The organism is Paracoccus sp. S4493, from assembly GCF_000967735.1.
Lineage (GTDB): Bacteria > Pseudomonadota > Alphaproteobacteria > Rhodobacterales > Rhodobacteraceae > Paracoccus > Paracoccus marcusii.
In genome coordinates this window covers 1-12,285 of sequence record NZ_JXYF01000336.1, presented here as the reverse complement: position 1 = coordinate 12,285, position 12,285 = coordinate 1, and the positions used below count along the sequence as shown (strand labels likewise).

Sequence of the window (12,285 nt, the reverse complement as noted above, 5' to 3'; positions counted from 1 at the left end):
TGATCATCCGGGATAGAACAGCTAGGTTGCTTGGCTCCACTCTTGAGAACTGTGGGTTTAATATCGTCAAGACGTCAAAGGGCGAAATAACCGACACACATCAAGTTTTGTGTGAATCCCACAACATCTTCAACGCGGACGAAATCACCAAGCGGCTCGCCTCGAATGGAATTCTATGTAACGCCAATCATCTTCCTCGCACCAACGGCTTCACATCGGAAGAAGGAATAAGGTTTGGTACCCAGGAGGTTACTTGGCAGGGCATGCAACCTACGCAAGCTGTTGATGTAGGCCATCTGATACATGATATCCTGGCATCGCCTAACGAAGGACCATCTTATCGTCATCGAGTAAAAAATTTAAGGCATTCATTTAAAAAGAATATTCTGTCCAACGTAGGATAAAGAAAATGTCGTCGACAATACTAAAAAATAATAAGCCCATTGACGTAGATAGTTTACCTCGTTTTTCTGCGCCCGCAACCTTCATGCGCTTGCCACATACCGAAACCGCCAAAGGATTGGATATCGGTATTTTCGGTGTGCCATTCGACGGCGGCACAACAAACCGTCCGGGAGCACGCCACGGTCCGCGGGAGATCAGAACTGCCTCCAGTATGCAGCGCACATATAACTTGGCTACTGGGGTTGAACCCTATGAAATATGTAATTTCGGAGACATCGGGGATGTACCTATAAATCCACTAGATCAACATCATAGCTTGATTGAGATACAGAGCTTCTGTGAAGAGATTATCCGTGAGAACTGCTTACCAATAGCGGTTGGCGGCGATCACCTTGTAAGCCTTCCTCTTTTAAGAGCGTTGGGAGATCCTTCGTTGGGCCTTATACACCTAGATGCCCATTCCGATACGGGAGATTACGACTTCACCCAAACCAAATATTCGCACGGAACTCCGTTCCGTCGCGCTATCGAGGAACGGCTTCTGGATCCCCAAAAAATTGTCCAAGTTGGCATACGTGGATCTTCGAACTCTTCAGAAGAGCTTGAATGGGCAGTCGCTCAGGGAATAACTATAATTGGAATGGATCAGTTTCATCAGCTAGGCGTTGAAGGTGTCTCAGCAATGATCCGTGAGGTTGTTGGAAATGCGCCGGTGTACCTCACATTCGATATTGACTGCTTCGACCCGGCGTTTGCACCAGGAACCGGTACGCCCGAGGCTGGTGGACTAACATCGTATGAAGGATTGAACCTCTTAAGACGTATGCGAGGCCTCAATTTCCAGGGTGCTGATTTAGTCGAAGTGTGCCCCCCATTGGACAGTTCAGGCATAACATCAATACTTGGCGCGACCGTCTTGTTTGAAATCTGCTGCTTGCTGGCTGAATCACGACAAAAAGGAGTGTCCGGTTATGCTGGGTGACGAAATTGCAGCCGTACGCAAGCTTTCCTACATGCCGCTGTGCATACTTGTTGGCGGCCGATCAGTCGAACATGATAGCTCTTTACATATGTATTACGCGTTCAGGCGTTGGGCTGTCTCTGAAAAGGGGAACTGGCACCCCAACTCGTTCGTCGCATACCTGCCTCTAGACGGAGGAGTTGTGCTTCATGATGCGTCGTGTGCGGAAACATTTCCCGCTGATGAATTTGCATTGGATGGCGGTGAGCGTGTGTCTGTTTCGGAGCTGCTCCGCAGGGTCCAATCCACCTCTACATTTGTCTACTCACTGCTACAGGGAACAGAAGGAGAGGACGGCGCTTTTCAAGGCGCCGCCACTGTCTGCGATATTGAGTCCAATTTTGGTCCTGTACGACCGGCTTCAATCAGTGCGGACAAGTTCGTATACTCGCTGTTTGCCGCCTCCCTCGCCATACCCGAGTTGCAGCAAGTTCCCACTCTCCGTGTCACAAAAGGAACCTCCCGCAGCTGTGTAGAGAAGTTCCTTAGAGAACACACTTCTGATGAAATAGTCATTAAGCCAAACGACTTGGGCGCGTCCGTCTTTTGCTCACGACACAAGAACCTAACCTACAGTGCCGCTGCTACAATCTGGAACGAGATTTTCCAATATACTGACTGTGTTCTTCTTCAGAAACTAATTATAGGTACTGAATATAGTCACGGCTGTATCCAAGTCGGAGAGGACGTTGTAGGGCTTCCGAGTATAAAGTTACTTCCGCGGTCCGGTTTCCTTGGACAAAAGGAGAAATTTGAAGACGGCGGTTACCGAGCGGAGGTGCTTTCTCTTGACGATCCAATCCACAAATTGATGGCGAGGGTCAGCCACAAATTATTCGTCGAAAGCGCCTTTGCCAACAAAGCTAGGTTTGATTTCATTGCCAATGATCTCGGCCTTTTCTTGCTTGAAGCTAACTCTCAGCCTGGCCTAACAGACGAAAGCCACCTGTCCATAATGCTTAATCAAGTAGGACTATCGGTTCATGATTTAGTTGCGTTGTCCGCTCATAATAGCCGTCTTAGAAGAAAAACTTTGTATACATCTAGGTATGACGTCACAGGAACAGAAAGAGACTAATCTATGTCAAGCAATTCATTCAAGACGGTTCTAGTGTTTGGAAACGCGCCTCACTTGGTCGATAAGGTTCGCAGTCTTGGATTTAGGGTAGCGCAATTTTTACCGCCAGTTGATGCGCCTGATTTCACCTATCAAACGTCATACTCCGTGTACATTACAGACTACGAGAACGAGGATTCTTATCTTCACGTCGTAGCGTCTTTGGCAGAGAAACAAGACATCGTCGGAGTAGTTTCGCTTTCTGAAGCAGGGATGCTTCCAGCGTCTAGATCAGCGGAAAGATTAGGTCTTCGCTTTGCAGCTGTAGATCAAGTAGTAGTTAGCCGCGATAAATATATGATGAGAGAAAAGCTTCGTTCTGAGCTTGGCCATAGCATAAAATACACCCGCGCGTACAATAATGATGATGTCCATCGTTTTATTGAAGTAGCCGGCTATCCTGTGATAGCTAAACCTATCGACGGAGTTGCTTCTGAGAACGTCCAGGCCATTCGGACGCCGGAGGATCTCGCAAAGTTGTCTCCTTCTTGCTGGCCGGTTCTGCTTGAAGAGATGATAGATGGGATAGAGATATCTGTCGATTTCTTGGGCGTTGATGGTGAACTTCATTATCTTGGCATTAATGAAGAGATTAAACGCTGTGCTGATTTGGACAACGAATTTGTGGAGGGACAACACGTTTTTCCGGCTCGCATCACGGAACATGAAGGCGCAAAGGCAGTTGCCTATGTACAAGAATGTTTGAGGGCGCTTGGGTTAACCAATGGCCCGTCCCACACAGAATTAAAACTCACGGCGGGAGAACCGGTAATAATTGAGACCCATTGCAGGTTCGGTGGTGATAATATAACGGAGTTGTGCAGTCGCTCCCGCGGAATTGATCTACTGTCAGAGTACGTCTTCTGGGCAACAGGTTCGGTGCCTTCGGTCGAAGCTCAGCGGCATCTTGGTGCGTCGATTTGCTACTTTGACTGCCCTCCAGGTGTCATCACAGATATTATCGGCATTCACGACGCTAAGTCTAATCCTGACGTCGTACGAGTCGAAATGAACAAAAAGGTTGGCGACTTCATTGGGCCTATTCGTCATTCTCCTGACCGTCCTGGATATCTCATCGTAACTGCTGAAACGGGCTCTCGCGCGGCTGAAATCGCAAAGAGAGTAGCCTCAATGGTTCAAATCAAGACAGAGCCTGTTTGATTTTACGGATACGTAGCTGATCTTTGATAAAGGCTGGCATCTGCCAGCCTTTTTTCGGCAGACTCCCAGTGGAGTAATTGTACAACCTTTTGTCGATAGGTTGTGATATGATAATGCGCACAGTGATGCTTCAATAATCACTAGCTCTTTTAGTGGGGACCAATGGCATATAAAGATACTCTTATTAGTGTAGGTGTACTTTTTGGGGGAAGATCGGCTGAACACGAAGTGTCAATCGCGTCTGCTACCAGTGTTGTAAGTGTTATTTCGCGGGATAAGTATAAGGTTGTTCCTATATTTGTATCGCGCGAGGGAAAGTGGCTCATGGGTCGCTTTGAAAACGGCAAGCTCGATGTGGATGTCCCAAACGTTGAGGTCTGCCTTTTTCCCGGAGGTCAAGGAGAGGCCGTATTGATCGACCCAGACGGCCAGATCAATTCAGTTCTGAAAATTGACATACTATTTCCGGTTCTTCATGGGATGTATGGTGAAGATGGATCTGTTCAAGGGCTGGCGGAGGTAGCGCGCGTTCCGCTTGTAGGTTGCGGTATTATTGGATCTGCGGCCGCGTTAGATAAACGTGTTGCCAAGAGCCTTTTTAGAGAGGCAGGGCTGCCTGTGGCTCGCGCGGTAGCGGTTGAAATCTCCAGAACTCCGTCATTCCATGATCTTGCATCGCAGTTAGGATTACCGTTTTTTATTAAGCCAGCTAGACAGGGCTCTTCCTTTGGCGTTAATAAGGTTAGCGATGAGAATAATTATACAGCCTCGCTAGCAGATGCGTTCAAGTACGATAAAGTGGTTTTGGCAGAGGAATTTATTGAGGGCCGGGAGATCGAGGTTAGCGTGCTTCAAGACACAGACAATACCTTATTTGTTTCTAGGCCAGGAGAAATTCTGCCGGCTGACGGACATGATTTCTACGATTTTGATGCTAAATATATTAATACATCTGGTTCCAGGTTAGTTGCACCTGCTCTTTTAGAGAATGCCGTTGAAGAGCGTTTACGCAGTTTCGCAAAGGATGCATTTTACGCGCTTGGCTGCGAGGGCATGGCCAGAGTCGACTTCTTCTTAGTTCGAGATACGAATATAGTTGTGAATGAAGTTAACACAATTCCGGGCTTTACAATCTCTAGCATGTACAGCAAAGCCATGGCTGCAAGCGGCATCGCGTTTGACGAGGTGGTTGATCGCCTTATTCAGCATGGTTTGGCTAGAGCTGGTCTAATATAAGCTAGTCTTTTGAAATATTTTCAATCCAAGAGCCTGTACGAAAACCTATTTTTCTATTCGCATGGGTTTGCGCTGCTCCCCAACTTTGGACCGCCGGTTGCTGGAGTTTTCCGGCTCGGTCATGGCGACGGGCTGGCTGCGCCACCGGGAGAACCTGTGTCTGGTCGCCGACACCAGCATCACCGGCGCGAGGGTGGCCCGCGAACTGGATGCGCCGGTTAGGATATTTGAAAATCCGGCTTGCATAGTCAGTGGCAATGGGACGGAGTTCACCAGCCGGGCCATCCTGAAGTGGGCCCATCAGAACGACGTTGCCTGGCATTACATCGATCCCGGCAAGCCGCAGCAGAAGGCCTTCATCGAGTCGTTTAACAGCAGCCTGCGCGACGCGCTGCTGACCGAGGATATCTTCGACACCCTGGACGACGCGCGCCGCAAGATCGCCATCTGGCGCTACGACTACAACGCTGTCAGGCCGCACTCCTCGCTCGGCAACCTGACGCCGCTCGAAGCGCTCCGAACGCTTGCGCTCCCTGATGACTCAACGCCCGGCGCGCTTGCCATGAAACCACCCGCCGACGACCAATCTCAAATGCAAAGCCAATATCTTGCATACCCCCTTGTCTGATATTCGGACACAAGCTATATTAGTTCCGGAATATCCGATCGAGGAGCTTTCAATGTTCCCAGCTCAGACACTTGAAAATGCAATCCGCGACGAGATCGCCGCAGCAGCTAGCGATCGCCCTACACCGCGTGGCGCTTGGGAGCCGGAAGTGGACTCTCTGACGATGGTGCGCGTGGTGTGTCGGGTGGAAGAGGAGCTTGCAATCAAGCTTCCCGACGATGTGATGCCGCGCGGCGGTTTTGATAGCGTGGATCACTGCGTGGCGGTCGTCATGGATACTAGCCGCAAGCTTTGGAATGCCAACAAACCTGTAGAGGAGAGAGTCTGACATGCCACGAACACCAGTCGGATTTGCTGGTCTAGATCCCGAGGCAGTGCGGCTTGGCAAGCGTCTTAAGGAGGCGCGCGAGTACGTTGGCATAACGCAAGGCGAAGCAGCCGCCCACTTGAAGGTCCGCCGCTCTGCGATTTCGGAGATGGAAGCCGGCAAGCGCGGCGTTGGGGCGTTAGAGATTAAGAGCCTTGCCTCACTCTACGAACGTCCGACCTCTTGGTTCACAGGGGAGGTTGAACCGCCGGTCCCTGAAGACGTGTCATTTCTCGCTCGTACAGTAAGTAAACTATCGGAAAATGACCGCGGCGAGTTGGCCAACTTTGCGGAATTCCTGCGGTCGCGCTCTAAGGCCGTAAAAAATGTCTAGGGGTGGCGTATCACGCGATGCGGTTCTGAAGGGGATGCGCGCTGCGTTAAAGCTTCAGCGCGATCTCGGCCTCGATCGGGGTGAGGCGCGGGGCCATCGTGTGGACGTGTTCGGTGCGATTTACCGAGAGAACGTACCGCTCCGGTTCTGCCCCCTCGAACCCTTGATGGGGGCGTACATGCGTCCCGATGGCAACCCGGGCATTATTCTAACAACACGTCGCCCACTCGGTCAGCAACGCTTTACGGCCGCGCATGAGCTGGGTCATCACATAATGAACCACGACCCGCATGCGGACGACGACTCCATCCTGCGGCGCGCACCCGATCAAATGCGTGACTACATGTGCCTGCCGCCGGCCGAACAGGAAGCCGATGCGTTTGCGTCCTACTTCCTCGTCCCCGACTGGCTCATTACCGAGATTATGAGGCGTCAGGGGTGGACGGCACAGCAGCTTCAGGACCCCGGCACAGTGTACCAGATGGCGCTGCGCATGGGCGCGAGCTACCGTGCAACCCTCTTTGCGCTTGTGCGCAACAGGGTAATTGCCACGGGCGTGCGGACGCAGCTTGCGAAAGCACAGCCCGCGACCCTCAAACGTGCTCTTGTTCCCGACGATTCACTTTCGTCCACGCGGGACGTCGACGTGTGGCACCTAACAGAGCGTGATGAAGGTACGGTAATCGAGGCCGGCCGGGACGATCTGTTCGTAGTGAGGCTGCGCGAGGATAGTGGCGCTGGATACCTCTGGAGCTTCGACGAGTTGGAAGCGGCGGGATTCGCGATCCTGAAGGACGGTCGTGAGAAGATCACCGAGGGGACGGTCGGCGCACCTACTATGCGCCATGTCCTCGCGCGCGCGGGGGATGTCGCGCCCTCGCACGGCACCTACACGGTCTGGGAGCGTCGGCCTTGGGCGCCGGAAGACGATCCCAAGCGGTGGTCGTTCGACTATTGTCCGGTCTTTACGCATGCTTCTGGACTGTTCCGGCCCCGTGGTGAGCCGGTGGGTAATGCGCAATGATGATGATCACTGCCGATCTTCGGGGGCGGATGGAGGCCGTGCGCGACCAAGGGCGCCGACCGACCTGCTTAGCCTTCGCGGCGAGCGCGGCGCATCGCGCGGCGCACGGGCATTCGAGCGAGCTGTGCCCCGAATGGCTCTACTACCACGCGACGCGGCATGACGGTCTGCGGCCCGATCAAGGCTCAACCATCGAGGCGACCTGTGTGGTGATTCCAACCGAGGGACAGCCCGATGAAAGGTTTTGGCCCTATTGCCCAAATACTAACCCTACGCCGTATCGGCCGCCGGTAGGGGCTCCGACTGTCGTGCGCTGCGATACGGGCCGGCGAAACGGCGAGGCGGAGCGTTGGCGGGGGGAGCTGGACGCGGGGCGTCCGGTCACAATCGTGCTGTTCATCTCGCCGGCATTCTATACCCCCGCCGGGTTTGTCGGCAGTGAGGCGGTCATGGGGGACGATGCCGATCCGCTCGACCGTACGCTCGCCCACGGCGTTGTTCTTGCTGGTTACGGCGAGCTGCGAGGCACTCGGTATTTCTTGATCCGCAACTCGTGGGGTCTCCGTTGGGGTTGGGCGGGTCATGCTTGGTTCCCTGAAACCTATCTCTCCCGCCGCTTCGTTGGCGCCTTCGTCATTCAACAAGGAGCCGTCGACGATGTACAATCCGATGACAGTCGCGCCCACTCCCGTCTCCGCGTGGGTTAATGCCGCCCGGCGTCTTAAAGTCGAAGGCGAATTGCACGGCCTCATGCTCCATATCGAGGACCCGATCGGCCTTAAGCCGGGGGAGGAGGCCGTGGTGTGTCGGGTCGATGAGTTCCTTCGCGATCATGACAAGTGCGGTATCAGCACGGTCTCCAACACAATCTTTCCGGCCGATCTCGATCGCGGGGACGGCATTGAAGCGCTTACCGAGCGCTACCTACCTGTTCATGAGCGTCGAATGCGCCGAAGTCAGGATGGCTCACCCTGCCGGAACGGGTGGGGTCGCTATTTTCACCGTATGGTTGCTTGGCCTGTGGGAGGACCAAATGACCCAACGACTCTGAACCAACTCGCAAAAAACATTGGAATGTTGCAGGCGATGAGAACTAAAGAGACAAGGTTCTTTGGAAACGCAACGGCAATCGCTCTCTTTGACCCGAGGCGGGATCTACGGACAAATCCGAATAGGCAATGTTTAAGCCATATCGAACTGAAACCCGAGCGGGATGGCGATACATTGCGGCTGAGTATGATGGCCGTCTACCGCAACCATTATTACATCCAGCGCACCCTGGGAAACCTGATCGGCTTGGGCCGTCTCCTTCAATTTATTACGCTCGAGACTGGGTTCGAAGTTGGTACACTTACGATTCAGTCAACTCATGCCTGCCTCGACCCAGAGCTTCCTCGAAAGGATGTTACTGATCTCCTTGAAAGATGCATGACGTAAATAGACGCTTTACATCTTGCTACTGACTGTCTGGTTAGTCGCAAAATTAGCAAACACACCAAGGGAGTAATATATGGCTAGTCAGAACAGAAAAAAACTGGCTGCGTTTGAAGATATGGGGCAGATTGAGGTCGATTTTCTCGGTGAGCATATCGTGATCGGCTGTATAGAAGGCGAGGAAGAGAGAACACGGCAGCTCGTCAAACGTCTTGAAATTGATGCCGGCGAGGTGACAAAGGCAGTCTCAGCACCAATTGACCCGATTCAGGCCATGCTTATGGCCATCATCCTCAATTATGACCTTTTAGAACAGCCCGGGCACCATGCCGTTGCAGACGATAGCTAATCGTAACAAAGGAGAGGCATATGCCGATGCGAGCGCGCCAGCAGGCGCAGCACGAACATGACCTGAAGAACCACTTTGACATCTTGTCGCTGTCGCGATTAGATCGGCTGAAGCACTACGGGCTACATTTCGCGAAGTATGCAGGGCGCTTCGCGCGTGGCGAGGCTGAAGCCAAGAGTAGGTCTGAAACCCTGACGGACGCTTTCCTAGTTGCTCTAAGCGCAGCCAACGCGCTCAATCAACAGCTGCCCGACGTTGGCAGCGGAACGGCGGATAGGGAAGCTTTTTTGGATCTGGCGTTCACCGACCAGGCGGGTCGATTCGCGGATGCGTGCGAAAAGATCGACCACTTGGAGGAGTTTCGAACGATCGCCCTAAATGCGAATGCAGCTCTCGTAGAGTGGATCGTGCGTCGCGCCGAGGTGGATGGCCTCGATCTCGATGCGCTTGTTAAAGAACGTCGCCGGCAACTCAGCCGTCGGCCGGTTTATGCGCCGGAAGGCTAATGTTTCTATCGGGTAACATAATTGCAAAGCACGGTGGGAAGTGGATCACGCCATTCGATCCTAAGCGTGTTGACTGCGCAGCCTATGAAATGCGGGTGGGCGATGAAGCATTCGTAAGTCCGGAGCTGCGTGACAGCAGGAAGCCGGGCTTATTCAATCGAATGAATCAAGGTTCCCCTGTGATGATCCCGCCGGGACAGTTCGCGTTTCTGACCACCCGTGAGTTCGTGAGTCTGCCCCACGATTTTCTTGGCTTCATTAACATGAAGAGTGGGCTGAAAAACAGCGGTCTCGTAAACGTTAGTGGGTTCCACGTCGACCCGGGCTATAAGGGTAAGCTTCTATTCGCCGTCTACAACGCTGGACCTGCAACAGTCACGGTACGATGCGACCAGGCCGCCTTTCTAATCTGGTTCGCGCGCTTGGATGGAGCGACCGAAGCGTTCGCTCGCAAGAAGGCAGGCTTTAAGGAGATCGAGACCACTCTAATGGGCTTGGCACCGGCTGAGTTACTATCTCTTCGCGCACTCAACGCACGGATGGACAAAATTGATAGCCGCTTGGGCCTCCAATCTGCATTGTTTGGGGTCCTAGTAACTATTTTAACTGGAATTGTGGCTGGGCTTATTTACACCGCAATTTCTGGGAACTGGGGGTCTTAGACCAATGGCCAATGCCTATATTTTGAACGACCAACTCGACGCTGCTGATCGAATAACAATTGAGGATGCAGTTCAGGGCGCGGGTTTGACCCCCGTGAGAGGCGCCCTAGTGAACGTCTCTTCGCTTGATCCGAACGCCGATGTTGGAGTTGTCGGCCTTCCAGTCACGCCCGGCGACGAGGCGACGGTTGATGCGCGCATGCAGGCCTTCGCCGGTGCCGGCATTCGGGTCGTTTGCATTTGGCTCCGTGAAGAGGAGGGGGCGGGCATGGGCACCCCCGAAGGGGTCGGCAAGTACGGCACTACCGTCGCTATCGACTCGCCCGATCTTACTGGAACGCTCAAGGGTGAGACTGACGTTTGGGAGGAACCGGATGGCGCGCCAAGCCCGACCCCGGTGACGAAGCGTAACAAGTGCTGATCGATTGTGAGCCGCCTCTACTCATATGTCGTCCAGCACGATCATGGATTCGCACCGAACCCTTTCTGGCGTGTGTGCACGCTTGCCAACTGCAAGCCAGTGATCCGTGCCCACGCGGCGGTCGGTGATCTGATCGTCGGTACGGGGTCGGCCGACATAGCTTTAGCTGGGCACCTCGTCTATTGGATGCGCATCGACGAGATCATGTCGTTCGACCAGTATTGGGCCGACCCCCGCTTCGCTCGCAAGAAGCCAAACATGCGGGGATCTATGATGTACCGTTACGGCGACAACATCTATTGGACTGGCTCCGACGGGACATTCCAACAGCTCAACTCGTTTCATAGCGAGGACGATGGCGGCTTAAGCGTGGCGAACCGCGAACTAGATACCGAGACGACGCAGAAGGTCTTGATCGGCTCAAAATTCGCCTACTACGGCAAGTCAGCGCCGATGATCCCACCCGAGCTGGGCTTTGTCGTAAAGAAAGGGCGAGGCCACAAATGCCGGTTTGCGTATGATGAACGAATGGCGGTAGAAGCGTGGTTAGCAACGCTACCTGAGCGCGGATACGTGGACGAACCTGGACGATGGTAACTGGATCGAGAGCTTCAATCGAGGCCTTTATTGACGATCTTACGGCTTATGAGGCGGAACGCGTCTTCAATCCGTGGACGATGAACTGTGACGCGGTCGATGTTGCCGAAAGCTTCGGCGTACGACGCAATAATCTACATGCTGTTTTATCCGCCTGCGCGGATGCAAAGGAGGTCGACGTCTGGATCGGCCGCGACCTCGGATGGCGTGGTGGGCGCCGCACGGGTGTCGCGCTCGTCGATGAGTCTTCCCTCCACGACTATGCGCGGTCAATTGAAGTAGCGGGATTAAGAAAGGCCACGGCTGGCCCAACCATGCGCGAGCGCACGGCAACCGAAATCCACCTTGCCCGCGCGCGAGTGTCACAAAAAGTCTTCTTCTGGAACGTCTTTCCGTTCCACCCCCATGAAGATGGGAAACCGCAGTCCAACCGAATGCATACGCGCCAGGAGCGCGACGTTGGACTGGGGTTCCTAACCCGCGTTCTCGAACTGTTGCCGGTGCGTCGGGTGGTGACGATCGGAAATGACGCCACCCATGCTCTTCAAGCGGCGGATGTCACATGCTACCCCGTCCGGCATCCGAGTTATGGGGGGCAGAAAGAGTTCCACCAACAGGTCAATGTGCACTATGGATTTGCGATGGAGGAGCCTTCGCAAGCTGATCTCTTCTTATAGGCATATCTGCTCAACTTGGCCTTGCACCGCTGCAGCACAGCATAACCCTCCTAGCCTTAACGTCCGCTATTGACCGCGCAGCTACTGCTGCGCTTGCATTTTTTGCCGAGCGATCGAAGGGCGGCTCGGGCTCTTCGCGTCGGGCGGCTGCATGGCAATAGGGGCTGCTACCAAAGGCGCGAAGGAAGTTGTTTGGAGTGCAGAAAACCTAGTTTCTACTGAGGTATAATCTGTTGTCACCAAATTAAAATGTCGCATGTTCCGCCATTTAGAAATGTCGCTGCCGGTGCGGATGGGCGCTGAGCCGGCCCCGGCCCGCTCTCTCCATTAAGGGCCGTAGGGGCGG

Annotated in this window: 16 protein-coding genes and 1 pseudogene; all 17 read left to right on the top strand. The window is 53.7% G+C overall.

Annotated elements, in window-relative coordinates; translation table 11 throughout:
• Window positions 1–404, top strand: a 404-nt coding sequence (locus TW83_RS20915; protein ID WP_204245804.1) for a hypothetical protein, incomplete at its 5' end; no start/stop codon positions are given.
• 5 nt (window positions 405–409) lie between these two features.
• Window positions 410–1,387: an agmatinase gene (gene speB, locus TW83_RS20210; RefSeq protein ID WP_084697687.1), complete on the top strand. Its 978-nt coding sequence runs from the start codon at window positions 410–412 to the stop codon at window positions 1,385–1,387.
• Window positions 1,377–2,504, top strand: a complete 1,128-nt coding sequence (locus TW83_RS20205) for a hypothetical protein (protein WP_084697686.1) — start codon at window positions 1,377–1,379, stop codon at window positions 2,502–2,504. Before speB ends, TW83_RS20205 begins: the two co-directional genes overlap by 11 nt.
• A 54-nt stretch (window positions 2,505–2,558) precedes the next feature.
• Complete coding sequence (locus TW83_RS20200) at window positions 2,559–3,704, top strand: ATP-grasp domain-containing protein (protein ID WP_162198087.1); 1,146 nt, start codon at window positions 2,559–2,561, stop codon at window positions 3,702–3,704.
• Window positions 3,705–3,866: 162 nt separating this feature from the next.
• Window positions 3,867–4,940, top strand: coding sequence for a D-alanine--D-alanine ligase family protein (locus TW83_RS17605; protein ID WP_045984088.1), 1,074 nt, complete (start codon window positions 3,867–3,869; stop codon window positions 4,938–4,940).
• 145 nt (window positions 4,941–5,085) lie between these two features.
• Window positions 5,086–5,568, top strand: a pseudogene (locus TW83_RS17600) (integrase core domain-containing protein); the annotation flags it as partial.
• Between the two features lie 52 nt (window positions 5,569–5,620).
• A complete protein-coding gene (locus TW83_RS17595) occupies window positions 5,621–5,896 on the top strand; it encodes a hypothetical protein (RefSeq protein ID WP_045984087.1) in 276 nt (91 codons plus the stop codon).
• A 1-nt stretch (window position 5,897) separates the two neighbouring features.
• Window positions 5,898–6,269, top strand: a complete 372-nt coding sequence (locus tag TW83_RS20195) for a helix-turn-helix transcriptional regulator (RefSeq protein WP_045984086.1) — start codon at window positions 5,898–5,900, stop codon at window positions 6,267–6,269.
• Window positions 6,262–7,293, top strand: a complete 1,032-nt coding sequence (locus TW83_RS17585) for an ImmA/IrrE family metallo-endopeptidase (RefSeq protein WP_045984085.1) — start codon at window positions 6,262–6,264, stop codon at window positions 7,291–7,293. The genes TW83_RS20195 and TW83_RS17585 overlap by 8 nt, the downstream gene beginning before the upstream one ends.
• Entirely contained in the window at window positions 7,293–8,000 is a 708-nt protein-coding gene (locus tag TW83_RS17580; RefSeq protein ID WP_204245803.1) for a C1 family peptidase, read from the top strand. The genes TW83_RS17585 and TW83_RS17580 overlap by 1 nt, the downstream gene beginning before the upstream one ends.
• Window positions 7,951–8,730: a hypothetical protein gene (locus tag TW83_RS20190; protein WP_084697684.1), complete on the top strand. Its 780-nt coding sequence runs from the start codon at window positions 7,951–7,953 to the stop codon at window positions 8,728–8,730. Before TW83_RS17580 ends, TW83_RS20190 begins: the two co-directional genes overlap by 50 nt.
• Before the next feature lie 73 nt (window positions 8,731–8,803).
• Window positions 8,804–9,076, top strand: coding sequence for a cell division protein ZapA (locus tag TW83_RS17575; RefSeq protein ID WP_045984083.1), 273 nt, complete (start codon window positions 8,804–8,806; stop codon window positions 9,074–9,076).
• Between the two features lie 20 nt (window positions 9,077–9,096).
• The gene (locus tag TW83_RS17570) at window positions 9,097–9,582 is read left to right on the top strand and encodes a hypothetical protein (protein WP_045984082.1); all 486 of its coding nucleotides are present in this window, start codon (window positions 9,097–9,099) and stop codon (window positions 9,580–9,582) included.
• The gene (locus TW83_RS17565; protein WP_045984081.1) at window positions 9,582–10,244 is read left to right on the top strand and encodes a dUTP pyrophosphatase; all 663 of its coding nucleotides are present in this window, start codon (window positions 9,582–9,584) and stop codon (window positions 10,242–10,244) included. Before TW83_RS17570 ends, TW83_RS17565 begins: the two co-directional genes overlap by 1 nt.
• Window positions 10,245–10,248: 4 nt before the next feature.
• Window positions 10,249–10,665 carry a hypothetical protein gene (locus TW83_RS17560; RefSeq protein WP_045984080.1) on the top strand — a complete coding sequence of 139 codons (417 nt, stop codon included), beginning with the start codon at window positions 10,249–10,251 and terminating at the stop codon, window positions 10,663–10,665.
• Window positions 10,666–10,671: 6 nt separating this feature from the next.
• Window positions 10,672–11,262, top strand: coding sequence for a hypothetical protein (locus TW83_RS17555; protein WP_045984079.1), 591 nt, complete (start codon window positions 10,672–10,674; stop codon window positions 11,260–11,262).
• A complete protein-coding gene (locus tag TW83_RS17550) occupies window positions 11,256–11,939 on the top strand; it encodes a uracil-DNA glycosylase (RefSeq protein WP_045984078.1) in 684 nt (227 codons plus the stop codon). Before TW83_RS17555 ends, TW83_RS17550 begins: the two co-directional genes overlap by 7 nt.
• The last annotated feature ends 346 nt before the right edge of the window (window positions 11,940–12,285 follow it).